This window comes from Sphingopyxis sp. UBA6723 (assembly GCF_002454115.1).
Taxonomy (GTDB): Bacteria; Pseudomonadota; Alphaproteobacteria; order Sphingomonadales; family Sphingomonadaceae; genus Sphingopyxis.
The window spans coordinates 600,539-626,038 of sequence record NZ_DKIH01000013.1; the positions used below are offsets into that span (position 1 = coordinate 600,539).

The window sequence follows — 25,500 nt, forward strand, 5'->3', positions numbered from 1 at the left end:
GATGGAAAAAGCTTACGCCAGTGCCTCGGCGATCAACCGCCGCGTGTTGTCGATCCCGAACAACGCAATAAAGCTGCCCATCCGCGGCCCGGCGCTCGACCCGAGCAGCGTTTCGTACAGCGCCTTGAACCAATCGCGCAGATTTTCAAAGCCATAGGCCTCGTTCTTGCCGATCTCGTACACAATGTTCTGGATGTCGTCGGCGCGCGCGTCGGCGGGCAGCGCTGCGAGCTTCGCGTCGAGTTCGGTCAGCGCCGCAACTTCGCCGCCCGCCGGCTTGCGGCGGTTCAGCGTGGGCGCAACATAGTCGCGGTTATACGCCATCGCATTGTCGATCAGCCGGTCGAGCTCGGGATAGCTCGCGGCATCGGCGCCGTCCACATATTGACCAAGATAGCGCCAGATCTGGTCCTTCGACGCATCGGCGCCCATCACCCCGACCAGGTTGAGCAGCAACCCGAAGGTCACCGGTAATTCGGTCGTCGGCACCTCCTGCCCGCGCGCGACATGGACGTGATGCACCGGATTGCCGAGCTTCTTGTCGGCATCCTGCGCCGGGTAATTGCCGCGCATCTGCAGATATTCGTCGACCGCCTTCGGGATCACGCCGATATGCAGCTGCTTTGCCGCCTTCGGTTCGCGATAGGCAAAGAAAGCCAGACTCTCTTCGCTGCCATAGTCGAGCCATTGCTCAAGGCTGAGACCATTGCCCTTCGACTTCGAGATCTTCTCGCCCTTTTCGTCGAGGAACATCTCGTAAATCAGCCCCTCGGGCTTGCGTCCGCCGAGCGCCTTGGCGATCTTGCCCGACTGGACGCCGCTGTCGGTCAGGTCCTTGCCGTACATCTCGTAATCGACGCCCAATGCGACCCAGCGCATCGCCCAGTCGACCTTCCACTGCAGCTTGGCGCCGCCACTCAGGATGGAATGCGTGATCGTCTCGCCCTGATCCTTGAACGACACCAGCCCGGCATCGGCGTCGACGACGGTCACCGGCACCTGCAATACGACACCCGAGGTCGGGCTGACCGGCAGGATCGGCGAATAGGTAGCGGCGCGCTCGGCGCGCAGCGTCGGCAGCATGATGTCGAGAATGTCTTGATTGTGGCGCAGGACGTTCTTTAGGGCGTCGTCGAACACGCCCGACTTGTACCGCTCGGTCGAGCTGACGAATTCATATTCAAAGCCAAACCGATCCAGAAACTCGCGCAGCATCGCATTGTTATGATGCGCGAAACTTTCAAACTTCTCGAACGGATCGGGGACGTCGGTCAGTGGCTTGCCGAGATGTTCGGTGAGCATTGCGTGGTTCGGCACATTGTCCGGAACCTTGCGGAGGCCATCCATGTCATCGCTGAACGCCACAAGCCGGGTCGGCGCGCCGGTCATTTCCTCATAAGCGCGGCGGACCATCGTCGTGCGTAGCACTTCATTGAAGGTACCGATATGCGGCAGACCCGACGGGCCGTAACCCGTCTCGAACAACACCGGTTCGCCGTCCGGCTTGCCATCCGGATAGCGTTTGACCAGCTTGCGCGCTTCCTCAAAGGGCCAGGCCTTGGATGCGAGGGCGGCTGCACGAAATTCGGTCACGACAATCTTCCGGTACACGGGTGATAGGGGCTTCGCCCTTTCCCGCTTTTGCGTGTTTTTGCAAGCGTGCGATGTCCGGCAACGGGCGCTAGCTCTGCGCTGTCGGGTCAATCAGGATCGCCACCGATCCCCGTTTGCGACCGGTATCGACATAGGCGTGCGCCGCGGCGATGTCGTCAAAGGCATAAGTGCAATCGACCACCGGCCGCAGCACGCCGCCTTCGACCAAGGCGGCCAATTGCCCGACATGCTCGGGCCGCTCGGTGGCCGGACCGGCGACGATCCGCCGCCCCTGTCGCCCCGGCGCCCCGATCGTCGCCAGCATGTCGGGCAATCCCGCCGCAATCGCGACAAACCAGCCACGCGGCCGCAGCAGCGGCAGCGCCTGACGCGTCACCATGCTGCCCGTCGTTTCGAAAATGACGTCATAGGCGCCCGGCTCGCCGCGGAAATCGGTGGTTCTGTGGTCGATCACCGCCCCCGCCCCCAGCCCGCGCACCAGATCGGCGTTGCGTCCGCTGCACACCGCGGTCACAGCTGCGCCGCGGTGGTGCGCCAGTTGGACCAGCGCCGATCCGACCGCGCCCGATGCACCGACCACCAGCACCCGATCGCCGACGGACACCGCCGCGACATCCAGGAAATGCAGCGCGGTGCTGCCCCCGAAGCACAAGGTCGCCGCATCGACAAAGCTGAGGCCATCGGGCTTGCGCGCCATCGCTCCGGTTTCGGCAACGCAGCGATATTCAGCATGGCACCCCATTTTTCCGCCCGGAAACGCCATCACCGCGTCGCCGGGGCGGTAGCGCGTCACCGCCGTTCCGACGGCATCGATAATCCCCGCGATCTCGGTTCCCAAAATCGGCTGGCGCGGCCCCCGAAAGCCCAAAAACGGCCGTGCGATCAATCCCAGGCCGGTTGGAAAGCGCGCCGCGCGCATTCGGCTGTCGCCCGATGTCACCGACGTGGCGATCACCCGGACCCGGACCTCGTCCGCCGCCGGATGCGGCATCGGCACGTCCCGAAATTCCAGCACCTCGGGACCACCGTAGCGCGGGCAGACAACGGCTCTCATCGGCGAATCCTGATTTGGAGAGTGGGGAGGCGCCCTTGTCCATATTTCGGTGCGGCGTACCAGCCGCCGCCATGTACCGGGGCATCGCGGCGGCCATGTATCGTTACCGGAAAATTTACCATCCGGGGTCTAGCATCGCGCCATGGACCATATCCGCATCCCGCAGCCCCGTCGCCAGCCCCGTACCGCCGTCGCGCTCGACGTCACGGTCAACGGCGTCCTCAACCTTGTTGACGGCCAGATCACCGATTTGTCCGAAGGCGGGGCGCGGATCGACGGGGCCAGCATGCCGGCGCGCTCGCGCTGCGAAATTCATTATGGCGGCGAGATTGTTTATGCGGTGGTGATGTGGTCCGAAGTCGACCGGATGGGGGTGCGTTTCCCCTATGAACTGACCCACGGCCCGCTCTACAACGCCCTGACCCGCGCGCGGAATGCCGTGATAATCGATCCCGCACAGATTTTCCTGAGCAACCGTGCGTCAGTATTCGGTCGCCGTGGATTGAGCTAATCCACTTCGATCCGTTTCAGGACGACGGCGCCGCAAAGCGCACGACAAGTGGCCTCGGTTCGGCTGAACTCTTTGCCGTGTCACCAGATCGATACGATTTTATCCGCGAACCAAAGCCAGGCTGGCGTTTGGCGGCCCACAAAGTCCATCGCGTGCCCCACCAGGAACAATGCAATGATGGGCGGATACGGGCCGCGCCACACCGGCTGCCGCAGACCGATCTTAGCATGTAACAAAAAACTGAGCAGCGTCGCATAGATCAACGCCACCACGAGCAATATCCCCGGAAGCCCCCCGACAACATAGAGGCCTAGCCTCGCCAGTCCCGGCGTAGCGGTCGCTAGCGCCGCCGCGACCATGTAGGCGACGTGTCGATATATGTTTCGGCGGTTCTTCAACGCCAAGAAAAAGAACAGGACGAACAGCGTCAGACCCGTAAAAGATTGGGCCAGTGCGGAAAGAACCGCGTCTCTCGGGAACGTCTCAATGGCCGTCGTGTAGAAATGCTTCATGACCAGCAGCGATGTCACGAAAAGCATCGCGGCGATTACGACCGAAGATTTGCCGATTGCCCGATGAAGATCGCGACGGTTCGCCCGGATCAAGAACGCCTGAAGGGCCAGCAAAGCAAACCACGTCAGCGCCGCCACTGCGTGTGCGTGGATGACCGCCGGTACCCGCCCCGCATTTGCGATCTGGCCAAAATACCCGAAAAAAGGTGTCCCGGCGATGCGCGGCGTAAAACCCGCGACGACAAGCAGCATTAGGAAGACGAAGAAAAATCCTACATTCCTGTACGGGATATTTGACATCGGATCCTCGCAATCACGGAGGCGAAATTCGACGGCGACTAGATCGCATCTCCCTGACGCGGCGTGATTATTAGCTTTGATCCGAATATGGGGTAAAGGAAATAATTGCGGAATGAGAAACCAGCGTCTCGGTTCGGACTTGTTTGCAGGCTTGCACAACTGCCGCCATCAAGCGTTGCATATCGAGGTGGCTTCGCTTTCCATACGCCGATAGCGCATCCTGCAATGGAGCAGTCACCAACCTTGCCGCGTTCGCCTTTTGTCCCTACCCTTCACCAATGCCCCCCGCGTCTCCCCCCCTGCCTGCGATCCACGCCAGCCACGTCGGCATCTGGATTGCCGATGCGCAGGGGCGCGTGCAGCGCGTTGGGCGCGGTGAGGCGATTGCGGCGGTTGCGGCGACCCCGCATCTGCTGCTCAATGCCACGCTGACCGGCGACCGGCTCGGCTATCCCGAGCTGTCGGGGCTCGATCTGCTCGAACTCTTCGCCTTCCTTTATCCCGCGCGCTTCGCCGTGCCGACTCCGGCGGGAATCGCCGCGACGATCGGCGTCACCCCACCAAAGGCCGAGGAAGACATCGCCGCCTTTCTGCCGCAAGCGACCGCGGCGATGCTCGCGGGGATGGACGATCCCGCCTGGCCCGAACGCGAGGGCGCCTGGCACGGGCTTCAGGCGCTCGCGCGGCAGCGCTGGCCTTGGGCGCCGCTGGTCCAGCCGCGGCTGACGACCCCCGATGCCAATGAACGCTGGCTGTTCGCGCGCCTGCCCGAATGGGAAGAAGCGCCGCCGCGCCCCGCGCCGCGCCAGGTGCGCATCAACCCCGACGACGTCACCGCGCGGCTCGACCGCCTGACCGGCGACGGCGCAGAACGGCGGCCGGGACAGCAGGAATATGCCAAGGCGACCGCCGCAATCTTCGAACCGCGCGAACGCAAGGATGCGCCGCAGATGCTGGTCGCAGAGGCGGGAACGGGGATCGGCAAGACGCTCGGCTACCTTGCCCCCGCCAAGCAGTGGATCGACCAGTCGGCGGGCAGCGTGTGCATCTCGACCTTTACCAAGGCGCTGCAACGCCAGCTGTCGCGCGAGACCGAGCGGCTGTATCCCGACGCCGCGACGCACCGCGAAAAGGTCGTGGTGCGCAAGGGGCGCGAAAATTACCTGTGCCTGCTCAATCTGGAGGACGCCTTGCAAGGCGGCTTTTCGGGCCGCGCCGCGATCCTCGCGCAACTCGTTGCGCGCTGGGCGGCCTATACCCGCGACGGCGACATGGTCGGCGGCGACCTGCCCGGCTGGCTGCCGGCGCTGTTCCGCCGCAACGGCACCACCGCGCTGACCGACCGGCGCGGCGAGTGCATCTATGCCGGCTGCCCGCATTTCCGCAAATGCTTCATCGAACGCTCGGCGCGCGCCGCGACGCAGGCCGACATCGTCATCGCCAACCATGCGCTGACGATGGTGCAGGCCGCCCGCCCGCGCGACGGCGGCGCGCCCGCGACGCGGCTGATCTTCGACGAAGGCCATCATCTGTGGGACGCCGCCGACAGCATGTTCGCCGCGGCGCTCACCGGGCAGGAAGCGGTCGAAATCCGCCGCTGGGTGCTGGGGCCAGAGGGCAAGTCGCGCGGGCGGCGGCGCGGGCTGGCGGCGCGCCTCGCCGATGTCGCGAGCTATGACGAAGCGGGCGAGCGCGCGATTCAGGCGGCGATTGCCGCCGCCGCCGAACTGCCCGGCGACGGCTGGCTCGGACGATTGTCCGAGAATGATCCGTGGGGCGCGATCGAGCGGCTGCTCGCCGCGGTGCGCGGACAGGTTTATGCGCGCGCGGTCGATACCCGCACCGCCGACGCGGGCTATGGCCTCGAAACCGAGCTGGCCGATCCCGATGCGGCGCTGGTCGCCGCGGCCGCCGCGGCGAGCGACGCGGTCGAGGCGCTGCTGCGCCCACTGCTGGCGCTCGGCAAGCGGCTCGATGCGCTGGTCGACGATCCGCCCGACTGGCTCGACGGACAGGCGCGGGCGCGGGTCGATGGCGCGCGGCATAGTTTGGGTACCCGGGTCGACACGCTCGGCGGCTGGCTGTCGCTGCTCGGGCGCGTTGGCGGGCCGGCCAATCCCGATTTCGTCGACTGGCTGGCGATCGATCGCTACGACGGGCGCGAATTCGACACCGGCCTGCACCGCCACTGGCTCGATCCCGCGCGGCCGATCGCTGACATCGTCTATCGTCCGGCGCAGGGCGTCCTCGTCACCTCGGCGACCTTGCGCAGTGGTCACGGTGCAAGCGGGTGGACCGAGGCCGACATCCGCACCGGCGCGCGCCACATGGACGGCGGGGTCCAGCATTTCGCGGTCCCCAGCCCGTTCGACTATGCCCGCCAGTCGGAGGTGCTGATCGTCACCGACATCGCGCGCGGCGACCTGCCCGCGCTCGCCGGGGCGTATAGCCGGTTGATCGAGGCATCGGGTGGCGGCGCGCTGGGGCTGTTCAGCGCGATCCGGCGGCTGCGCATCGTCCACGCCCGGATCGCCGACCGCCTCGCGCGCGCGGGCCTCCCGCTCTATGCCCAGCATGTCGATCCGCTTGACACCGGGACGCTCGTCGACATCTTCCGCGCCGACCCGCACGCCTCGCTGCTCGGCACCGATGCGCTGCGCGACGGGGTCGATGTCCCCGGCGAATCGCTGCGACAGGTGATCATGGAGGGCGTGCCTTGGCCGCGACCGACGATTCTCCACGCGGCGCGGCGCGCGGCGCAGGGCGGCAGCGCTTATGACGATATGGTCATTCGCGGCCGCATCGGGCAGGCGTTCGGGCGCCTGATCCGCCGCGCCGATGATTTCGGCCAGTTCGTGATGCTCTCGCCCAGCTTTCCCTCGCGTTTGCTCAGCGCCTTTCCCGAAGGCACCCCGATCCGCCGCCTGCCGCTCGACGAGGCAGTCAATCATGTCGCCGCGGCCAACGTCGAAAGGCGAAAAACCGCCTTTCCAGCCTTTTCACCGTCATAAGTTTGCGGCACAAGGCTGGCGAACGACGGCATAAGCGCGAACGCGCGGGGGAAGATTTTGAAGAGTTTGACGATCCTACGCCACGCCAAATCGGGTTGGGATGTCCAGGTCGAACGCGATTTCGACCGCCCGATCAACAAGCGCGGCGCGCGCGGCGCCGAAATCATCGGCCAGTGGCTGAAGCGTCAAAAGCTGCCCGTCGACCGCATCATCGCCTCGCCCGCGGTGCGCGTCACCGAAACGCTCGACATCTTCCAGCCCGCCGCCGATCTCGACAACCTCGAACCGCATTGGGACCGCCGCATCTATCTGGCTTCGGCCGCGACGCTGATCGACGTGATCCGCGACACCGGCCGTGACGCCGATCATCTTCTGATTTCGGGGCATAATCCGGGGCTGGAGGATCTGATCCTGATGCTCGTGCCGGAAACGAGCGGCGACGAGCTGCGCGGCGAGGTCGAGGAAAAGCTGCCGACATCGGCGCTGGCGCGGCTCGAACTCGATATCGCCGACTGGCACGACCTCGACACCGGCATGGCGCGCTTCGCCGCCTTCATTCGTCCCCGCGACCTGGACCCGACGCTGGCACCTGCGATGGACCACGACTGACAGGTCATCCTCCCTGTCGGGCTGCGATGGGGAGGTGGCAGCGCGAAGCGCTGACGGAGGGGCCGCGACGTGGCCTTTCGAAGCGATCGTTGCAAAGCGCACGCGGAGACGCGGAGACGCGGAGGGAGATCTCCAAAACCGTTTGCCCTGAGCTTGTCGAAGGGCCGTCCTTTCTTTTCGACGCCTCAGAAAGAACAATGCTTCGACAAGCCCAGCACGAACGGAGATGAAACCGTCTCTCCGCGTCTCCGCGTGAATCAAGGAAATCTCCGTTTCCTTCGTGTCTCTGCGCGATCCTCGTCATCAAGGCTGGCGATGACCGCCACGCCCGCTAAACCCACCCTATGAACCTTCTCATCCTCGCCGCCCTCCCCGAAGAAGCCGACGCGCTGTTTCCCAACACTGGCACCCGCGAAACCGATCGCGTCCCCCTCCGCCGCCTCACCACCCACGGCCACGCCATCACCATCGCCACCTGCGGCCTCGGCAAGGTCAACGCCGCGCTCGCCGTCGGCTTGCTCGGCCCAGTTGCCGATCTCATCCTGATGACCGGTACCTGCGGCGCGCTCAGCGCAGCGCCGGGCGCCTATTGGATCGTCGAGGCACTCCAGCATGACTATGGCGCGGCGCACCCTGGCACCTTCCGCCGCTACCGCGCCGGCGACTGGCCGATGGGCGAGCCGGGAGAAGCCCATTTCACCGCGATGCCCGACCCCGGCGTGGGCCTGCCGCACGCGCGGATCGCCACCGGCGACAGCTTTATCGCCTGCCCAGCTGCCGCCGCCGACCTCGCATCGCTCGGCGCGACGCTCGTCGATATGGAGGTCGGCGCGGTGGCGCAGGCCGCGGCACGGCTAGGCAAGCCTTGGGGGGCGATCAAGGCGGTGACCGACGAGGCCAATGACGCCAGCGGCGGCGATTTTGAGGCAAATTTGCGGCGCGCGGCGCGGACGGCGGGCCAAGCGGTCGAGCGGCTGGTGGCGACGCTGTGAGGCGCTGGCTCGTTGCCGCGTTCTTGTTTGCGATTGCGGGGGGTGCGGCGTTCATCTTGCTGACTAGGTCGCTCGTGCCGATCGCTCGTGTCGAGGGTGAGCGCGACGCCGATCTGTTTACAGCTTGGCGCACAGGCGCCGTCGAAGCGGATGTCGCCGCGATTGAGACCTTTTTCCGGCGCGAAGGCGTTGGCGACGTGTTGCCGCTCGCCGATATTTTGCGCAGCGACGCGCGCTGGCGCAGCTGCAAGGCGGGCCAGCCCTTTGCTGTTCCGCCGCGTCGGCTGTGGTCGGCGATGGTCCCGACCTTGCGCTATATTCGCGACGAGCTGGTGCCTGCAACCGGACCGGTGCGGGTCGTATCGGGCTATCGCGATCCCGTCGCCAACACTTGCTTCAAAGGCGCGAAGGCCAGCCGCCATCTGCGGTTCGCGGCGCTCGACCTGATGCCGATGCGCCCATTGTCGCGCAAAGAGCTGATCGCCAAGCTTTGCCCGCTCCACGCCCGCACCGGCGCGCGTTTCGGCGTCGGCCTCGGGATTTACGGTATCACGCGCTTCCACATCGACACGGCGGGCTATCGCCGCTGGGGTGCCGATTACAGCGGCGCGTCGTCGCCGTGCCTCACTCGTAGCTGAGGTGCGTCGCCTTACCCCGAAAGATCCAGTGCGCCAGCACCGAATACCCCAAAATTACCGGCAGCACGAACAACGCCCCGATCAGGATGATGCTCAGCGCCTCGGGCGACGCCGCGGCCTGCCAGATGTCGAGCCGGTCGGCGATCAGATAGGGGTAGAAGCTGTAGGCGATGCCCACGAAGCCCAGCGCGAACAAGATGCCCGCCACCGCCAGCGGCACCCATGACAGTTCATCCTTCGCCCGCAGGGGGCGACGCAGAAAGATTGCGAGGCCGATGAACAAGGTCGCGGCGGCGATCGGGATCGGCAGCAGCGCGATGATTTCGGGCAGGCGGAACCAGCGGTCGAAGATGCGTTCCGAGAGCAAGGGCGTCGCGATCGAGATGATCGCCATCGCCAGCGCGGTTGCCCACAGGCTGATTTCGGCCCAGCGCACCGCGCGCTTCTGCAAATCGCCCTCGACCTTGTAGATCAGCCAGCAGGCGCCGACGAAGACATAGCCCGCGACCAGCCCGAGCGCCGCGAGCAGGCAGAACAGTACCGCCGCGAAGCTCTGGTCGAACCCCAGAACATAGGCGCCGAGCATATACCCCTGACACAGCGCGGTGAGCAGCGACCCGGCAAAGAAGGCATGGTCCCAGCGCTGCTTGTGCTCGGGGGCCGCCTTGGCGCGGAACTCGAACGACACCCCGCGCAGGATCAGCGCGACCAGCATCAGCGCCACCGGCAGATACAATTGGGTCAGGATCAGCCCGTGCGCGACCGGAAAGGCGACCAGCAGAAGCCCGATACCCAGCACCAGCCAGGTTTCATTGGCGTCCCAGAACGGCCCGATCGACGCGACCATCAAATCGCGGTTCTCGTCCTTCTCCAGCCGCGTCAGCATCCCGACGCCCAGATCATAGCCGTCGAGGATGACATAGAGCAGGATCGACAGTCCCATCAGCCCGGCAAAAATGACCGGCAGCCACCAGGGATCGATAAACGGGGTCATGCCGGTTCCTCCTGCGGGGCGGCGGGGCCGGGGGCGATGGTGGGCACCGGGAACATCGGCTTGTCGTTCGGCGCCGCCTTGCCCAGCCGCGCGAGGCGATAGAGCACCGCGATATAGGCGGTGAGCAGCACCGCATACACGACCAGATACAGCGTCAGCGAACTCGCGACCATCGCGCTGCCGACCGGGCCGACCGCGTCGGCGGTCTTGAGCACCCCGGTGACCAGCCACGGCTGGCGGCCGATTTCGGTGACATACCAGCCCGCGAGCGTCGCAACCCAGCCGCTGAAGGTCATTGCGACCAGCCCGTGCGCCAGCCAGCGCGGCATCGCGTCGACCCCGCGGCGGCAGATCGTCCACGCCGCGAACCAAGACAGCGCCAGCATCGCGACCCCGATCCCGACCATGATCCGGAAGCCCCAGAACAAAGGTCCGACCGGCGGGTGATTGCCTTCATAATCGTTGAGGCCGGGTACGACGCCTGCCGCTTCATGCTTCAGGATCAGGCTGGCGCCCGAGGGAATGGCCACTTCCAGATGGTTGGTGCGCGCGTCTTCGTCGGGGATCGCAAACAACACCAGCGGGACGTGGCTGCGCGTCTCCCAATTCGCTTCCATCGCGGCGACCTTTTGCGGCTGGTGCTCCAGCGTGTTGAGCCCGTGCAGGTCGCCGACGAAAATCTGCACCGGGATGAGCAGCGCGGCGGCATAGATTGCGGCTTTCAACGTGCGCCGCACGCCTTCGCCGCCGCCATCTTTCAGCCAGCGCCACGCCGACATCCCCGCGATCAGGAACGCGACGGTCAGCGCCGAGGCGATCAGCATATGGATCAGTCGGTACGGCATCGACGGGTTGAAGATGATTGCCCACCAGTCGGTGGCATGGACGACGCCATCGCGGATTTCATATCCGACCGGGGTCTGCATCCAGCTGTTGAGCACGATGATCCAGAACGCCGACAAGGTCGTGCCGCCCGCGACCAGCAGCGTCGCCATCGTGTGGACCCAATTCGGCACCCGGCTGAACCCGAACAGCATGATCCCCAGGAACACCGCCTCCAGGAAGAAAGCGGTGAGCACTTCGTATGCGAGCAGCGGTCCGGCGATATTGCCGACCTTTTCCATATAACCCGGCCAGTTGGTGCCGAACTGGAAACTCATCGTGATGCCGGAGACGACCCCCATCGCGAAGCTCAGCGCAAACACCTTCACCCACAGGCGATAGGCGTCCATCCACGCTTCATCTTTGGTCCGGTTGTACGCGAGCTTGAAGCCGAGCAGCGCCCAGCCAAGCGCGATGGTGATCGTCGGGAACAGGATGTGGAAACTGATGTTCGCGGCAAACTGGATGCGCGCGAGGATCAGCGGATCAAGTGCGTCCATGGTCAGCGTCCTTCCTCATCATCCGTTCGTGTCGAGCGTAGTCGAGACACCTTTTCCCCGCCCCAGCATGCGGTCCTTGAATTCGAGCGCCTTCACGACGCGCTCGCCGAGGCGTAGCAGCTGGAGCAGGCGTTCATTGTCGAGCCGCCGCATTTCGGCATACCAGTCGGTGAGCAGCTCGATCTGTTCGTGCATCGCGCCGATGCGCTCCTGCGCAAAGCGATCCGACGCGTCGGTCGCGGGCTCCATCAGCAACGTCCGCAACGTCGTCAGCGTCGGGTCGATCTCGCGCTTCTTGCGTTCCTCGACCAGGGTGCGGAAGATCGCCCACACGTCGCGCGGGGTCTCATAATAATCGCGCCGGTCGCCGGGGACATGGCGGAGCTGGACGAGGTTCCAGCTTGCCAGCTCCTTCAGGCCCATCGACACGCTGCCCCGCGACAGGCTCAGCGCCTCGCTGATCTCCTCGGCATGGCGCGGCGCATCGGCCAGGAACAGCATCGCATAAATCTGTCCGACCGTGCGGTTGATCCCCCAGCGGCTCCCCATCTCGCCGAAATGCAGGACAAACGCCTGCGCAAGCGGGGAGAGCCGGAACGGCGGGGATGGGGCGGCCGCTGGAGAAACCGGGCGCGAATCGGGGGCGGGGGACAAATCCATGCCGGCGCTATATCCGGTAATTTCTAAAGTTTCAATAATTATTGAAACTTTGCACCACCGGGATCACGCTACGTGGCACCTTCGTCCACTTCGGCAATCATGTTGCGCCGCAGCACCCATTCTGTTAGGGGCGCGGCGTTTCGCGGCGCTTCCGGCGCAGCCCCCTTCCATCAAGGCCCGTTCCCGCATGTCTCTGCGCAATATCGCCATAATCGCCCACGTCGATCATGGAAAAACCACTCTCGTCGATCAGCTGTTCCGCCAGTCGGGTACCTTCCGCGACAACCAGCGCGTCGAAGAACGCGCGATGGATTCCAATGACCTGGAAAAGGAACGCGGGATCACCATCCTGGCGAAGTGCACCAGCGTTGAGTGGGGCGAGGGCGCCGACCTGACGCGGATCAACATCGTCGACACCCCAGGCCACGCCGATTTCGGCGGCGAAGTCGAGCGCATTTTGAGCATGGTCGATGGCGTCATCCTGCTCGTCGATGCCGCCGAAGGCCCGATGCCGCAGACCAAGTTCGTGACCGGCAAGGCGCTCGCGCTGGGCCTCAAGCCGATTGTCGTCGTCAACAAGATCGACCGCAGCGACGCGCGCGCCGCCGAAGTGCTCGACGAAGTGTTCGAACTGTTCCTGACCCTCGAAGCCAATGACGAACAGCTCGATTTCCCGATCCTTTATGCCTCGGGCCGCGGCGGTTACGCGTCGGAAGATCCCGAAGCGCGCGAAGGCACGCTGGAGCCGCTGTTCAAGACGATCGTATCGCATGTGCCGACCCCCGGACTGCCCGAAGATGGTCCGTTCACCTTCCTCGCCACCCTGCTCGACCGCGACAATTTCATCGGCCGCATCCTGACCGGCCGCGTCCAGTCGGGGACGATCAAGGTCAACCAGCCGATCCACGCGATCGACATGGACGGCAAGGTGATCGAGACCGGCCGCGCGTCGAAGCTGCTGGCGTTCCGCGGGCTCGAGCGCGTTCCCGTCGAGGAGGCGCGCGCGGGTGACATCGTCGCGATCGCCGGCCTGGCGCTGGCGACCGTCGCCAACACCATCGCCGACACCAGCGTGAGTGAACCGATCGCCGCGCAGCCGATCGACCCACCGACGCTGTCGATGCGCTTTGCCGTCAATGATTCGCCGATGGCGGGCCGCGAGGGCACCAAGGTGACCAGCCGCATGATCCGCGACCGCCTGTTCCGTGAAAGCGAAACCAATGTCGCGATCCGCGTTACCGAAAGCGCCGACAAGGACAGTTTCGAAGTCGCAGGCCGCGGCGAGCTTCAGCTGGGCGTGCTCATCGAAACGATGCGCCGCGAAGGCTTCGAACTCGGCATCAGCCGCCCTCGCGTGCTGTATGGCGAGGACGAGAATGGCAAGCGCACCGAACCCTATGAAACCGTCGTCATCGACGTCGACGACGAACATAGCGGCACGGTGGTCGAGAAGATGCAGGTCCGCAAGGCCGACCTGACCGACATGCGCCCGTCGGGCGGCGGCAAGACGCGCATCACCTTCAGCGGCCCGTCGCGCGGCCTGATCGGCTATCATGGCGAATTCCTGTCCGACACGCGCGGCACCGGGATCATGAACCGCCTGTTCGAAAAATATGGCCCGTACAAAGGCAATATCGCGGGGCGCCAGAATGGCGTTCTGATCAGCAACGGCAATGGCGAAGCCGTCGCCTACGCGCTTGGCCCGCTCGAAGAACGCGGCATCCTGTTCGTGTCGCCGGGTGAGGCGCTGTACGAGGGCATGATCATCGGCGAAAATGCCAAGCCCGACGATCTGGAAGTCAACCCGATGAAGTCGAAGCAGCTGACGAACTTCCGTTCGACCGGCAAGGACGACGCGATCCGCCTGACCCCGCCGCGCCGCATGACGCTGGAACAGGCGATTGCGTACATCGACGACGACGAAATGGTCGAAGTGACCCCGAAAAATATCCGCATCCGCAAAGCGCTGCTCGATCCGCATGAGCGCAAGAAGGCGTCGCGCAAGAAAGAAGCGGCATAAGCCGTTCTTCAAGCGCCCGCCAGCGCGCTTGAATTCCGCGCCCGCAAGCAGCACGATCTGATCGCGCCAGCGGCGGGCATCCGTCCGCCGCTTGGTCCGATGCACGTCGGTCCTCCGCAGCGAATGGCCCGCGGTCTTTGGCGCCAAAAGTCCTGGGTGACCTAGTATATTGCGGCGGCGCCGCACTTCACAATTCGGCCGCAATTTCGCACGACCACCCGGCCGAACGGAGGGTCGATCGATGAACATATATAAGCTGCCTGCGGTACTCGCCTTATTGTCGTGCGCTGCACCGCTACATGCCCAAACAATTGGCGGCGCGGCATCGCCAGTCGGCCTTGCCAATCCGATCGCCATGGGCGGCTTTGTCGGCACACGGATCCGGATCCCGCTAGGCGGCGCCAAAGACAGCGACAAGCGCGTCCGCGCCAGCTTGACAGTGGCGCCGATCCAGTATCGCGAAGGCGACCAGCTGAGATCGCCGGCATGGCGGATCGGCGAGGGGCTCGAGTTCGGGTTTACCAGCGATCGGGCCGCGCCGCATGTTTCGCTGGCGGGCCGAAGCGTGACCCCTGCGCGCTATGCGCCCAGCCGCGATGCCGCGCACGCGGGCCGCTCCAATCTATCGGACGGCGGGACCGCCGCTGCCGTGGTCGTCGGCCTGGTCGTCTTGGTCGGCGGCGGCCTGTTGCTTGCATTGGCCGAAGCTGGCGATCCCGATTCCTGCACGCCGGGCGGATGCGACAATAATTAGGATGCCGATGCGCGGCGTTGACCTGCGCAGCGATAGCTAACGCGCGTTTACCGTCTTTTCATAACGGACCCATAAGAGAGCGTTGAAGGGACCGGTTTAAGAGAGGCGATCCATGCCCATTGGTCCCGAAATGCGCCGCCTGCGCGCCGAACATGCGGCGCTGGCGACATTGTCGCGGCTTTTGCTGGACCTGGTCCGCGCCCCCGAGGCGCCGCGCCCGACCGAGCTGGCGTCGGTGCGCGGGATGCTGCGCGACACGTTGCTGCGCCATTTGAAGTGCGAGGACTGGATCCTGTATCCGCGATTGAAATCGAGCGGCAATGCCGAGGTCGTCGCTATGGCGGGCGAGTTCGTGCGCGAAATGGGGCATATCGCGCAGGACTTTGCGGCCTATGACGCGAAATGGACGGCCGAGCGGATCGCCGACGACTGGTCGGGCTTCTGCAGCGAGACCGAGGCCGTTCTGCATGTCCTGGGAATGCGGATCGAGCGCGAGAATTGCGATCTGTATCCCGCCGCCGAGCAGCTAGATTTCATGTGACCGCAAAGCTTCTTTTTATCGTCATCGCTGCGTCATGCCTTCGCCGCAGCGCAGCAATATCGCCTCCCTAAAGCCCCCGCGACCACCGCGCCATTTCGGCGACGGGACAAGGGGGATAAACGATGACGAGCAAGTTCAGGAACCACCTGCGCGCCGGGGCCGCCGTGATGGTGGCGCTGGCGGCGACGCCGACCTTTGCGGCCGAAGCCGCGGTGGAAGCGGCCGCCGATGCGGGCGATGTCGCGGAGATCGTTGTGCTCGGGCAGGGGCAGGCGCGGCAGGTGCAGGAATTGGGCGCCGCCGACATCGCGCTCGAAGTGGCGGGGATCAGCCCGCTGAAAGCCATCGACAAATTGCCTGGGGTGAATTTCCAGTCGGCCGATCCGTTCGGCACCTATGAATGGTCGTCGCGCATTTCGATCCGTGGTTTTTCGCAGCAGCAGCTGGGCTTTACCCTCGATGGCGTGCCGCTGGGCGACATGAGCTATGGCAATCACAACGGCCTGCACATCAGCCGCGCGATCATCAGCGAAAATGTCGGGCGGGTCGAAGTGGCGCAGGGCGCAGGGTCGCTGTCGGCGGCGTCGAGCAGCAATCTGGGCGGGACAATCGAATTTTCTTCGCGCGAACCCGCCGAGACGTTCGGGATCGACGCGTCGGGCACCTATGGCAGCGAAGATACCAAACGCGCGTTTGTGCGGATCGACAGCGGCGCGATCGGCGCGAACGGCCCGCGCCTGTCGCTGAGCTACGCCTGGCAGGATGCCGACAAGTGGAAGGGCGACGGGGTCCAGCGCCAGCACCAGGTCAATGCGCGCATCGTCCAGCCGGTCGGCGACGGGCAATTCTTTGGCTTCGTCAACTATTCGGACCGCGCCGAGAATGACTATCAGGATCTGAGCCGGGGCATGATTGACCGGCTGGGATATGACTGGGACAATTTCGCCAAGGACTGGGATTTGGCGGTGCGCGTTGCGCATATCGCGCATAATCGCGGCGACACCGGCGTTGCGCCGACCAATCCGGCGGCAGGGACGGTCTATCCGACCCCGATCCAGACCGCCGACGACGCCTATTATGACGCTGCCGGTCTGCGCAAGGACTGGCTGGCCGGGGTCGGGGTCGAGGCGCCGTTGAACGCGTTCTGGACGCTGAACGCGATGGGATATTATCATGGCAACGAGGGGCGCGGCCTGTGGTTCACCCCCTATGTCGCCACGCCGGGCGGCGCGCCGCTGGCGCTGCGCACGACCGAATATGAAATCGAACGATACGGCATCGTTGCGAACAGCGTGTTCACGCTGGGTGCCAACAGCATCGAACTTGGCCTGTGGTACGAAGACAATGATTTCAATCAGGCGCGCCGCTTCTACGGGCTGGGCAACACCACCGGCGCGCCCGATCGCAGCAGCCTGAAATTCCCGACCGATCCGCTGCTCACCCAATGGGAGTTCGATTTCAACACCCAGACGCTGCAATATCATGTGCAGGACACGCTCGACCTGGGGCGGGTGCAGATCAATGCCGGGTGGAAGGGGCTGCGCGTCACCAACCTGGCAACCCCGGTCGTGCGCGGCAGCCTGGCGGCGGGGCGAACCGAGGCGAAGGACTGGTTCCTGCCGCAGGCGGGGCTGCTGTTTCGCCTGAGCGACGATAATGAGGCGTTCGCGAGCTATACCCAGAATATGCGCGCGTTCGAAAGCTCGGCCACCGGCGGGCCGTTCGCGACGACGCAGGCCGGGTTCGACGCGCTCGACCTGAAACCCGAAACCTCGACCACTTACGAGCTGGGCTTCCGCACCAAGTCGCCGCGCTTCCAAGGGGTGATCGCGGGCTATTATGTCGATTTCAAGGATCGCATCATCGCCTTTGCCAACGGGTCGGGGATTCAGGGCAATCCGGCGATCCTGCAGAATGTCGGCGACGTGCGGTCGTGGGGCGTCGAGGCGGCGGGGACGTTCCGCGCGACCCCCGAACTGTCGCTGTTCGCCTCTTACGCCTACAACGACTCCGAGTATCAGGACGATGTCGTGAATGCAGCCGGGGCGATTGTCGCGGCGACCGCCGGCAAGACGGTGGTCAATTCGCCGCGCCATCTGGCGAAGGGCGAGATCACCTGGGACACCGGCAGCTTTTTCGCCCGGGTCGGCGCCAACTACACCGGCAAACGCTATTATTCGTTCGAAAATGACGCCGCGGTCGGCGGCTTTGTGATCGTCGATGCCAGCATCGGCTATCGGTTCAACGAACGGATTTCGGTGCAGGCCAATGCGACGAACTTGTTCGACAAGGACTATGTGTCGACGATCGGTACCAACGGTTTTGCCAACCGCGGTGACAGTCAGACCTTGCTCGCGGGGGCGCCGCAGCAGTTCTTTGTGACAATGAAGGCGGGGTTCTGAAAATTCCCTTTCCATTGACGATGGTGGCGCGGTCCCGCTAGGGCCGCGCCATCATTTTTTTGGAAGTAACACCATGACCGATACGCCTCCCGACCATATGTCGACCAACCCGCGCTCGCCCTATTTCGACATGGAGGTGCTCCAGCGCGGCATCGGCATCCGCTTCAAAGGCAAGGAGCGCACCGACGTCGAGGAATACTCGATTTCCGAAGGCTGGATTCGCGTCGCCGCCGGCAAGTCGAAAGACCGTTTTGGCCAGCCGATGACGATCAAGCTGTCGGGCGAGGTCGAGGCGTGGTTCGAGGATACGGCAGCCGCCGNNGCAATCCAGAGCGGTTTACGCAACTCTGGATTGCTTCGCTGCGCTCGCAATGACGCAATTTTAAGAAGGTTGACTTAGCCCTTACTGGCCGAGCGACGCGACGACGACTTCCAGACCGTTGCCGGGCTTCCAGTCGTTCTGCGCCCACACCGGCGCCTTGAAGCTGGGCGCCTTGTTCGGCGTGCCGCCAGCATAGATGAAGCCCTGCACCGGATTGGCGCGCAGGCCAAGGTCGCCGATCGGGGCGTACCACACGCGGACCATGCTCCAGTCGCCAGCATCGCTGACGTCGACGACGCGAACATTGCGTTCGATCTGGCCGCGGCGACCGTTGATCGGCGACCAGTTGGCATGGTCGATGCGGATTTCACGGTCGCTGACGATTTTTTTGACCACGGCAACATGGCCCATCGGCATGCCGCGGGTCCCGGCGAACGCCATCACTGCGCCCTCGCGCGGTTCGTTGCCGCGGGCATAATCATCGGCGGCTTGCGCCCACCAAGTCTTGGCATTGCCGCGAATATCGACGCCCGATTCGGCGCGGGCAAAGGGAACGCATTGGAGATAGGCCTGCGCTGCGGCGGGGGTGCTGACGAGCAGACCGGTGAGCGTCATTACGGACGCGATGGCGGCAGCCAGCAAGCGACGATAGAGCATGAAATGCGACCCCCAAGGCTTGTGTTCAAGCGTTGCAGCGTCCTTGCCATGCTTCGGGCGCGCCACCACCCGCCGCGCGACGAGATGCGCCGCGGTTGCGGTGAGCGGCGGAACCTTTTGTTAAGACCGTCAATTCGTCGCGTGAGGGGTTCGACTGGTCGTCGTCAGATCGCCGTCAGGCGGCGGCGCTGGCCGCCGAATCGGTCGAGCGGAACAGCGTGAGCACGTCGGCAGCGGGCATCGGGCGGCCATAATAATAGCCCTGAATGTTGCTGCATCCCATGTTGCGCAGCGTTTCGACCTCCAGCTCGGTTTCGGCGCCCTCGGCGGTGGTCGACATGCCAAGGCTGTCGGCGAGTGCGACGACGGCGCGGATGATGGCGATCGATTCGATACTGCCCTTGGCGGCGCCAACGACAAAGCTGCGGTCGACCTTGATCGTTGAAAACTGCGTCTTGCGCAGATAGCCGAGCGACGAATAGCCGGTGCCGAAATCGTCGAGCGACAGTCGGATGCCTAGCCCGATCAGCTGATCGAGCAGTTGCGCCGCGCCGCCGCCGTCGCGCAGAAAGACGCTTTCGGTGACTTCGATCTCCAGCCGCTGCGGCGGCAGTCCGCTTTGTGCCAGCGCCGACACGACCACAGAGGCAAAGTTTGGATCGGTGAGCTGGTCAGCCGACACGTTGATCGCGACCTTCAGGTTCGACGGCCATTTCATCGCTTCGTGACACGCCGTGCGCAGCACCCATTCGCCGATCGGCGAAATCAGCCGCGCATCCTCGGCGAGCGGAATGAAACGTCCGGGCGATACATTACCCAGTTTTTTGTTGTTCCAGCGGATCAGTCCTTCGAAGCCGTTCAAGGTGCCGTCGATGGCGGTCACCACGGGCTGGTAATACATCTCAAACTCGCCGCGTTCGAGGGCGCCGCGCAGTTCCTGTTCCATCACCCGCCGCTCTTCCGCCTGGGCGTGCAGCGACGCAACATAGCCCGCGACGACATTGCCGCCCTTGTCCTTCGACTTATAGAGCGCGAGGTCGGCATTGCGGGTCAGCGTTTCGACCGTCGCGCCGTCCTGCGGCCCGATCGCATAACCGATGCTGGCGCCAACGAATAATTGATGGTTATCGACCACATAGGGGCGGCTGATCGTCGTGATGAGGCGCTTCGCCAGATCCTCCGCTGCGTCGGCCGAGGGGACATTGTGCAGCACCACGGCAAATTCGTCGCCGCCGAGCCGTCCGCAGGTCATGCCGCGCTCCATCAACCCTTTCAGCCGTGCCGCGACCTGTGCGAGCAGCTTGTCGCCGACCGGATGGCCGAGCGTATCATTGACTGCCTTGAAGCGATCGAGATCGATGATCAGCAGCGCGCAGCGCGCCTTGGCATCGATCGCGGTTGTCATCGCGCGCGCTAGGTCTTCGTTCAGGCTGAGGCGATTGGGCAGGCCGGTGAGATTGTCGAAGCGCGCCATCTTGGCGATTTGTTCGGCCGTGGCGCGCTGTTCGGTGACGTCCGAGCCGACGCCGCGGAAACCCAGGAATTTGCCCGCTTCGTCGAGGCGCGGCGAGGCCGACAATTCCCACCAGCGCGGCGCCCCGCCGATCGTGACCGGCACGATCAGGTTCGAAAAGCTCTCGCGCCGCTTCATGCGTTCGGCCATCTCGTGCAGGCTTTTGGGGAATAGTCCGGTATCCCACGCATCGCCCGACAGCGCCTGGAGCAACGGGACGCCCTCCAGCGCGTCGGCGGGGGCGCCGAGCGCGAAGGCGAGACGCGGCGAAACATGGACCAGGCGGCGGCTGTTGTCGGTCTGCCACAGCCAGTCGGCCGAGGTTTCTTCGAACTCGCGCAGCAGAAGGCTGACCGTTTCGGTCTTTTCGTGCAGCGTTTCTTCGGCGCGGCGATAGCGAATGTGGCTTTGCGCAAAGCGCACGCAGAAATTGCAGAGCAAAAGACCGGCGACGACCGCGACCGCCGCGAGTTGCGGCGCGCCGGCGCGGACGAGCGCCGCCGCCGCCGACAGGGTCACCGGCGCGATGAACAGAATGCACGCCATCGGGATGCTGTGCGCGACGATCGCCAGCGTGACCATCATCAGCACCGCGATGGTCCACATCGACAGGACATGATCGACCGGCGGCGACAGCCCGTGCAGCCAGAATGGCGTGCTCCAGAACAGCGCCGAATAGAGGGCGTGGCGATTGCACATCCGATATTCGGCGATGCCCGACAATTTGGGATCGCCGAGCGGCAGATTGCGAAACTGGCTGTACGACCACAGGCTGAAAATCAGGCCGATGCCGAGCCAGCCGCCAGCGACCGCGATCGGGACGCCGAGGATCATGGTGAAGGCGGCGACGAGCGCCATTCCGAGCCCCATGAACAGACGCAACGATCCCTGCCCGCGCAGCGGCGCAAGCTGAAGCTGGCGGAGATTGCCGATATCCGCATCGCGCGGTCCCAGCCCCAACAGGCTCCGCACAGGAATCTCTTCGGCTGCTATCTGGTCGGTCAACAGGCTTTTCACAGCGCCTGTCTAACGTCGGGGTGTTACCCGAAGGTAACCAGCACGTTCATTTGCCTCGTTTTTTGTCCAGCAGTGGGACAAAATTTGCGGCCACAGTCAGTGCTTTGCCTCAGGCGGCCATGGCAAAGGGCTGAATTTCGCCGGCCAGATATTGCGCGCGCGCTTTCGAGCGGCTGAGTTTGCCCGAACTGGTGCGCGGCAGGGTGCGCGGGGGGATCAGCTCGATCAGGCAATTCATGCCGGTGATGGCGCGGACGCGGTCGCGAATCGTCTCGCGCAGCGCGAGGCGTTCGGCTTCGTCGCTGGTGCGGCACTGGACGAGCACCGCGGGGGTTTCTTCGCCCCCTGGCGCAGTAATCGCGAACGCTGCGATATCGCCCGATTTGAACCCCGGCAATTGTTCAACCGCCCATTCGATATCCTGCGGCCAGTGATTCTTGCCGTTGATGATGATCATGTCCTTGGCGCGTCCGACGATGTAGATGTAACCGTCTGACAGATAACCCATATCGCCGGTGTCGAGCCAGCCATCGACCAGGCAGGCGGCGGTCGACTCGGGATCGCGGTAATAGCCGGTCATCAGCGACGGACCGGTGCACCAAACCTTGCCGACGGTTTGGTCGGGCAGGGCATTGCCCTGCTCGTCGCGGACCTCGATCACCATGTCGCGCGCGGCGCGGCCGCAATTGACGATAGCGCGATAGCGTGTCGGGCGCCCCGCATCATTGGCGGCGCCCGACAGCTCGGTTTCCTCGACCAGTTCAACGACAATGCCTTCGCCCGGCGGCATAATGCTAACCGCCAGCGTCGCTTCGGCCAGGCCGTAGCTTGGCAGGAAGGCGCTCGCCTTGAATCCGGCGTCGGCAAAAGCATCGACGAAGCTTTGCATCACGTCCGGGCGGATCATGTCGGCGCCATTGCCGGCGACGCGCCAGCGCGACAAGTCGAAGCGGTCGGCGACATGCGTCTGGCTCGATACGCGGCGGGCGCAGATGTCGTAACCAAAGGTCGGCGAATAGCTGAGCGTGGTCCCTTCGTTGCGGCTGATCAGGTCGAGCCAGGCGAGCGGGCGGCGCGCAAAATCCTCGGTCTTCAGATAATCGACCGACACCTGGTTGGCGACGGGCGAGAGCAGGCAGCCGACGAGGCCCATGTCGTGATACCAGGGCAGCCACGAGACGCAGCGATCACTGTCGCGCACTTCCATGCCATGACTGTGCGCGGCGAGGTTGTTGAGCAGCGCGGCGTGGGTGACCGCAACGCCGTGCGGGAAGCGCGTCGAGCCGCTGCTGTACTGCAGATAGCAGGTTTCGTTCGATTGCTGCGCGGGCAGGTCGGTCACTGGCGCGGGCTTGGCGGCGAATTCGCTCCAGTCGACTGGCAAGACGCTCTGCGCTTCGGCCGCCTCGATCGCCATCGCGGCGATTTCGGGCGGAAAGAACAGCATCGTCGGGTCGCAGCTGGTGAGCTGCACGCCGAGCTGGCCGACATAGCTGTCGCGGCCGCCAAAGCTGGTCGGCAGCGGCAACGGCACCGGCCAGGCCCCGGCATAGATGGTGCCGAAAAACAGCGCGGCGAATTCGGGGCCGGTCTCGGCGATCAGCGCGACGCGATCGCCCGGCTTCACCCCGGCATCGATCAACCGGTAGGCGGTCAGGAGCGCGTCGTCACGCAGTTCGCGATACGGATAGGGGCGCACCAGCTTGCCGCGCGGATCGTGGAAATTGAGTCCCCGGGTGCCGTTGGCGGCATAGTCGAGCGCTTCGCCGACAGTGGCAAAGTCCGAAAAGCGGCGCGGCTGGGCGCAGAAGGTCGGCGTCGGCTGAAGCGCGTCCGCCGCTGGGGTGTTGGTATCGGTCATAGGGGGTGCGACATCCCGCGATACGGGCCGCGCGGCAACAAGCATGTCATCTTTCTGAGCCATGGTGTCCGTGCGCGAGCCCTGTGTTGAGTAAACAATCGCCCATTTCCGGGCTTTAATGCCCGATATGGCGGTGTTGATCGTTCTCAATCAGGCCCGACTGTGGCACAAACATGGCATATGGCCAATCGCCGCGCTCCTCCTGACCGCTCAAAAAGGCCGCTTGGCGCAGCGCGGCTCGACGAGTTGGCCTTGGCCTATGTAGCGCGATTCGCCACCAGCCGCGCCAAGCTGACGCGCTATCTGTCTCGAAAAATTCGCGAATCGGAATGGACCGACGCGGTTAACGCGGTGGCGGCGTGCGAGGCAGTCGCCGACCGCATGGAGCGGCTACAATTCCTCGACGATCGCCAATATGCCGTGATGCGCGCGGGGGCGATGACGCGGCGCGGGCTGGGGGTACGGCGGGTCAAGGCGCAGCTGTATGTCGATGGCATCGCGAGCGAGGATAGCGGTGAGGCGATCGAGAGCGCTGAGGCGTCGGCGCTGGCGTCGGCGGTCGGCTTCGCGCGGCGGCGGCGCTTCGGGCCGTTTGCGACGCGTCCTGCCGACGATCCGAAACTGCGCGAGCGGCAGATTGCGGCGTTTTTGCGCGCGGGGCACAGCATGGCGCTGGCGCGTCGGATATTGGCGATCGCGCCGGGGGACGAGGCGGCGCTGGCGGCGCTGGACGATGGGGCGGGGCTCGATTAGGCATCAACCCTTCCATCAATCGAGATCCCGGCCCTTGCCGGGATAACGAAGAGAGGTATCAGTCGCCGATGCGTTCCATTTTTGTCGCTCTTGCTTTGACATTGGCCGTGCCGATGGCGGGGTGCAGCCAGAATGCCAGCGAGGCGGAAAGCTCCCACACGATCGCGGTGACGATCACCGCCAAGGACCAGGCGCACCGGTTCAACGTCGAAGTTGCGCGGACCGATGCCGAGCAGGACAAGGGGTTGATGTTCCGCACCAGCCTGCCCGCCGATGGGGGCATGTTGTTTCCGTTTGAAAAACCGCGGATCGGCAGCTTCTGGATGAAGAATACGCTGATCCCGCTCGACATGATCTTCATCCGCGCCGACGGCAGCATCGACCGGATCGCCGAAAACACGATCCCCGAATCGCTGGAGCCCGTGGTCAGCGGGGGTGAAGTCAGCGCGGTGCTGGAACTGGCAGGCGGGACCGCGGCGAAGCTCGGCATCGACGAGACGGCGAAGGTGACGTGGAAAGACCCGAAATAGCGTTGCGGCGCACGGTTTGCGGCTTGCGGACCGCATGGGCTTGGCTGTAAACGCCTCGCCATGAGCATCCTCGGCAAGATTTTCACCTGGTGGGACGGTGCGACCGTCGGCACGCTGCTGAACAGCTGGAAAACCGGCGAAAAGGTCGGCGAGGACAGCTTTGGCAACACCTATCATCGCGCGCGCAAGGGCGACCGCCGCTGGGTGATCTACAAGGGATCGAATGATGCCAGCCGGGTGCCGCCCGAATGGCACGGCTGGCTGCACCGCACCTTTGACGAATTGCCGACCGACATGCTGCCTGCGCCGCGCGCGTGGGAAAAGGAACCGACCGCCAACCTGACCGGCAGCACCGGCGCCTATCGCCCTGCGGGGGCGCTCGAACGTGGCGGCCAGCGGGCTGCCGCGACCGGCGATTATGAGGCCTGGCGGCCCAGCGAATAATGTCGCGTCGGACCACGACTGCGCTGCTCGCGCTGCTGGCCGCGACCGCGCTGGGCGCCTGCGACCGGACGCCGTCCAAGGGCAATGGCAGCGCGACCGTTTCGACGGTGGCCAAGTCCGAACGCGTTCCGCAGGAGGTCGGCGGCATTGAGGGTGCGACCCCGATGGCCGAGCGCGTTGCCGTCGTTGGCTTGCTCAACAAACGCAACGGGCTGGTGCGCGAGCTGGCGATGAAGCCCGGCGAATCGGCGCGCGTCGGACGCGCCATCGTGCGCCTGCGCGCGTGCGAGCAGACCGCGCCGTGGGAAGACCCGCCCGAAACCGGCGCGTTCGTCCAGCTGACGGTGCAGGATCAGCGCGATGACCGATGGCGCCGGGTCTTTTCGGGCTGGATTTTCCGCGAACGGCC

General features: G+C 64.7%; 22 protein-coding genes and 1 pseudogene. 14 read left to right on the top strand and 9 right to left on the bottom strand.

What is annotated here, in order from left to right:
* Positions 1 to 12: 12 nt before the first annotated feature.
* On the bottom strand, positions 13 to 1,593 hold the full coding sequence (locus B4F07_RS16100; protein WP_414711702.1) for a lysine--tRNA ligase: 1,581 nt from the start codon (positions 1,591 to 1,593) through the stop codon (positions 13 to 15).
* A gap of 88 nt (positions 1,594 to 1,681) precedes the next feature.
* On the bottom strand, positions 1,682 to 2,668 hold the full coding sequence (locus B4F07_RS16105; RefSeq protein ID WP_293700909.1) for an NAD(P)-dependent alcohol dehydrogenase: 987 nt from the start codon (positions 2,666 to 2,668) through the stop codon (positions 1,682 to 1,684).
* 142 nt (positions 2,669 to 2,810) lie between these two features.
* Here B4F07_RS16105 and B4F07_RS16110 point away from each other — a divergent pair, with 142 nt between their 5' ends.
* The gene (locus B4F07_RS16110; RefSeq protein ID WP_293700910.1) at positions 2,811 to 3,179 is read left to right on the top strand and encodes a PilZ domain-containing protein; all 369 of its coding nucleotides are present in this window, start codon (positions 2,811 to 2,813) and stop codon (positions 3,177 to 3,179) included.
* A gap of 80 nt (positions 3,180 to 3,259) precedes the next feature.
* On the opposite strand, the gene B4F07_RS16115 is transcribed toward B4F07_RS16110, so the two are convergent.
* Positions 3,260 to 3,991, bottom strand: a complete 732-nt coding sequence (locus B4F07_RS16115; protein WP_293700911.1) for a hypothetical protein — start codon at positions 3,989 to 3,991, stop codon at positions 3,260 to 3,262.
* Between the two features lie 278 nt (positions 3,992 to 4,269).
* Here B4F07_RS16115 and B4F07_RS16120 point away from each other — a divergent pair, with 278 nt between their 5' ends.
* From B4F07_RS16120 to B4F07_RS16135, 4 genes are all read left to right on the top strand, one after another.
* Positions 4,270 to 7,002: an ATP-dependent DNA helicase gene (locus tag B4F07_RS16120; RefSeq protein ID WP_293700912.1), complete on the top strand. Its 2,733-nt coding sequence runs from the start codon at positions 4,270 to 4,272 to the stop codon at positions 7,000 to 7,002.
* A gap of 57 nt (positions 7,003 to 7,059) precedes the next feature.
* Entirely contained in the window at positions 7,060 to 7,611 is a 552-nt protein-coding gene (locus B4F07_RS16125) for a SixA phosphatase family protein (RefSeq protein ID WP_293700913.1), read from the top strand.
* A 344-nt stretch (positions 7,612 to 7,955) separates the two neighbouring features.
* A complete protein-coding gene (locus B4F07_RS16130; protein ID WP_293699118.1) occupies positions 7,956 to 8,603 on the top strand; it encodes a 5'-methylthioadenosine/S-adenosylhomocysteine nucleosidase in 648 nt (215 codons plus the stop codon).
* The gene (locus tag B4F07_RS16135; RefSeq protein WP_293704904.1) at positions 8,600 to 9,241 is read left to right on the top strand and encodes a D-Ala-D-Ala carboxypeptidase family metallohydrolase; all 642 of its coding nucleotides are present in this window, start codon (positions 8,600 to 8,602) and stop codon (positions 9,239 to 9,241) included. The genes B4F07_RS16130 and B4F07_RS16135 overlap by 4 nt, the downstream gene beginning before the upstream one ends.
* Here B4F07_RS16135 and B4F07_RS16140 read toward each other — a convergent pair.
* From B4F07_RS16140 to B4F07_RS16150, 3 genes are read right to left on the bottom strand one after another with little or no spacing between them, the layout of a single operon-like run.
* Complete coding sequence (locus B4F07_RS16140) at positions 9,228 to 10,235, bottom strand: cytochrome d ubiquinol oxidase subunit II (RefSeq protein ID WP_293699113.1); 1,008 nt, start codon at positions 10,233 to 10,235, stop codon at positions 9,228 to 9,230. The two genes, B4F07_RS16135 and B4F07_RS16140, sit on opposite strands and share 14 nt — an antisense overlap.
* Entirely contained in the window at positions 10,232 to 11,617 is a 1,386-nt protein-coding gene (locus tag B4F07_RS16145; RefSeq protein WP_293699110.1) for a cytochrome ubiquinol oxidase subunit I, read from the bottom strand. Before B4F07_RS16145 ends, B4F07_RS16140 begins: the two co-directional genes overlap by 4 nt.
* An 18-nt stretch (positions 11,618 to 11,635) precedes the next feature.
* Entirely contained in the window at positions 11,636 to 12,277 is a 642-nt protein-coding gene (locus B4F07_RS16150; protein ID WP_293699107.1) for a GbsR/MarR family transcriptional regulator, read from the bottom strand.
* Positions 12,278 to 12,464: 187 nt separating this feature from the next.
* On the opposite strand from B4F07_RS16150, the gene typA reads away from it, so the two are divergent.
* The 5 genes from typA (at position 12,465) to B4F07_RS16175 (ending at position 18,394) form a co-directional block, all read left to right on the top strand.
* On the top strand, positions 12,465 to 14,297 hold the full coding sequence (typA, locus tag B4F07_RS16155) for a translational GTPase TypA (RefSeq protein WP_293699104.1): 1,833 nt from the start codon (positions 12,465 to 12,467) through the stop codon (positions 14,295 to 14,297).
* Between the two features lie 241 nt (positions 14,298 to 14,538).
* On the top strand, positions 14,539 to 15,051 hold the full coding sequence (locus B4F07_RS16160) for a hypothetical protein (RefSeq protein ID WP_293699101.1): 513 nt from the start codon (positions 14,539 to 14,541) through the stop codon (positions 15,049 to 15,051).
* A gap of 112 nt (positions 15,052 to 15,163) precedes the next feature.
* Positions 15,164 to 15,592 (top strand): hemerythrin domain-containing protein, encoded by a 429-nt coding sequence (locus B4F07_RS16165; protein WP_293699098.1) that lies wholly within the window; start codon positions 15,164 to 15,166, stop codon positions 15,590 to 15,592.
* A 122-nt stretch (positions 15,593 to 15,714) separates the two neighbouring features.
* Entirely contained in the window at positions 15,715 to 17,994 is a 2,280-nt protein-coding gene (locus B4F07_RS16170) for a TonB-dependent receptor (protein ID WP_293699095.1), read from the top strand.
* A 73-nt stretch (positions 17,995 to 18,067) separates the two neighbouring features.
* Positions 18,068 to 18,394 carry a DUF3297 family protein gene (locus B4F07_RS16175; RefSeq protein WP_293704906.1) on the top strand — a complete coding sequence of 109 codons (327 nt, stop codon included), beginning with the start codon at positions 18,068 to 18,070 and terminating at the stop codon, positions 18,392 to 18,394.
* 3 nt (positions 18,395 to 18,397) lie between these two features.
* On the opposite strand, the gene B4F07_RS16180 is transcribed toward B4F07_RS16175, so the two are convergent.
* From B4F07_RS16180 to B4F07_RS16190, 3 genes are all read right to left on the bottom strand, one after another.
* Complete coding sequence (locus tag B4F07_RS16180) at positions 18,398 to 18,973, bottom strand: CHAP domain-containing protein (RefSeq protein WP_293699089.1); 576 nt, start codon at positions 18,971 to 18,973, stop codon at positions 18,398 to 18,400.
* 175 nt (positions 18,974 to 19,148) lie between these two features.
* A complete protein-coding gene (locus B4F07_RS16185; RefSeq protein ID WP_293699087.1) occupies positions 19,149 to 21,503 on the bottom strand; it encodes a putative bifunctional diguanylate cyclase/phosphodiesterase in 2,355 nt (784 codons plus the stop codon).
* A gap of 109 nt (positions 21,504 to 21,612) precedes the next feature.
* Complete coding sequence (locus B4F07_RS16190; protein WP_293699084.1) at positions 21,613 to 23,364, bottom strand: fatty acyl-AMP ligase; 1,752 nt, start codon at positions 23,362 to 23,364, stop codon at positions 21,613 to 21,615.
* A gap of 180 nt (positions 23,365 to 23,544) precedes the next feature.
* On the opposite strand from B4F07_RS16190, the gene B4F07_RS16195 reads away from it, so the two are divergent.
* The 4 genes and pseudogenes from B4F07_RS16195 to B4F07_RS17460 all read left to right on the top strand — a co-directional run.
* Positions 23,545 to 24,117 carry a regulatory protein RecX gene (locus B4F07_RS16195; RefSeq protein WP_293699081.1) on the top strand — a complete coding sequence of 191 codons (573 nt, stop codon included), beginning with the start codon at positions 23,545 to 23,547 and terminating at the stop codon, positions 24,115 to 24,117.
* A 68-nt stretch (positions 24,118 to 24,185) separates the two neighbouring features.
* Positions 24,186 to 24,647, top strand: a complete 462-nt coding sequence (locus B4F07_RS16200; protein ID WP_293699078.1) for a DUF192 domain-containing protein — start codon at positions 24,186 to 24,188, stop codon at positions 24,645 to 24,647.
* A gap of 60 nt (positions 24,648 to 24,707) precedes the next feature.
* The gene (locus B4F07_RS16205) at positions 24,708 to 25,091 is read left to right on the top strand and encodes an NADH:ubiquinone oxidoreductase subunit NDUFA12 (protein ID WP_293699075.1); all 384 of its coding nucleotides are present in this window, start codon (positions 24,708 to 24,710) and stop codon (positions 25,089 to 25,091) included.
* A 230-nt stretch (positions 25,092 to 25,321) separates the two neighbouring features.
* A pseudogene (locus tag B4F07_RS17460) lies at positions 25,322 to 25,492 on the top strand (DUF2155 domain-containing protein); the annotation flags it as partial.
* Between the last annotated feature and the right edge of the window lie 8 nt (positions 25,493 to 25,500).

Coding starts and splice junctions, on each gene's coding strand:
- B4F07_RS16105 (WP_293700909.1), bottom strand. CDS start 2,668: ATGAGAGCCGTTGTCTGCCCGCGCTACGGTGGTCCCGAGGTGCTGGAA.
- B4F07_RS16110 (WP_293700910.1), top strand. CDS start 2,811: ATGGACCATATCCGCATCCCGCAGCCCCGTCGCCAGCCCCGTACCGCC.
- B4F07_RS16115 (WP_293700911.1), bottom strand. CDS start 3,991: ATGTCAAATATCCCGTACAGGAATGTAGGATTTTTCTTCGTCTTCCTA.
- B4F07_RS16120 (WP_293700912.1), top strand. CDS start 4,270: ATGCCCCCCGCGTCTCCCCCCCTGCCTGCGATCCACGCCAGCCACGTC.
- B4F07_RS16130 (WP_293699118.1), top strand. CDS start 7,956: ATGAACCTTCTCATCCTCGCCGCCCTCCCCGAAGAAGCCGACGCGCTG.
- B4F07_RS16140 (WP_293699113.1), bottom strand. CDS start 10,235: ATGACCCCGTTTATCGATCCCTGGTGGCTGCCGGTCATTTTTGCCGGG.
- B4F07_RS16145 (WP_293699110.1), bottom strand. CDS start 11,617: ATGGACGCACTTGATCCGCTGATCCTCGCGCGCATCCAGTTTGCCGCG.
- B4F07_RS16150 (WP_293699107.1), bottom strand. CDS start 12,277: ATGGATTTGTCCCCCGCCCCCGATTCGCGCCCGGTTTCTCCAGCGGCC.
- typA (WP_293699104.1), top strand. CDS start 12,465: ATGTCTCTGCGCAATATCGCCATAATCGCCCACGTCGATCATGGAAAA.
- B4F07_RS16160 (WP_293699101.1), top strand. CDS start 14,539: ATGAACATATATAAGCTGCCTGCGGTACTCGCCTTATTGTCGTGCGCT.
- B4F07_RS16165 (WP_293699098.1), top strand. CDS start 15,164: ATGCCCATTGGTCCCGAAATGCGCCGCCTGCGCGCCGAACATGCGGCG.
- B4F07_RS16170 (WP_293699095.1), top strand. CDS start 15,715: ATGACGAGCAAGTTCAGGAACCACCTGCGCGCCGGGGCCGCCGTGATG.
- B4F07_RS16180 (WP_293699089.1), bottom strand. CDS start 18,973: ATGCTCTATCGTCGCTTGCTGGCTGCCGCCATCGCGTCCGTAATGACG.
- B4F07_RS16190 (WP_293699084.1), bottom strand. CDS start 23,364: ATGACCGATACCAACACCCCAGCGGCGGACGCGCTTCAGCCGACGCCG.
- B4F07_RS16195 (WP_293699081.1), top strand. CDS start 23,545: ATGGCCAATCGCCGCGCTCCTCCTGACCGCTCAAAAAGGCCGCTTGGC.
- B4F07_RS16200 (WP_293699078.1), top strand. CDS start 24,186: ATGCGTTCCATTTTTGTCGCTCTTGCTTTGACATTGGCCGTGCCGATG.
- B4F07_RS16205 (WP_293699075.1), top strand. CDS start 24,708: ATGAGCATCCTCGGCAAGATTTTCACCTGGTGGGACGGTGCGACCGTC.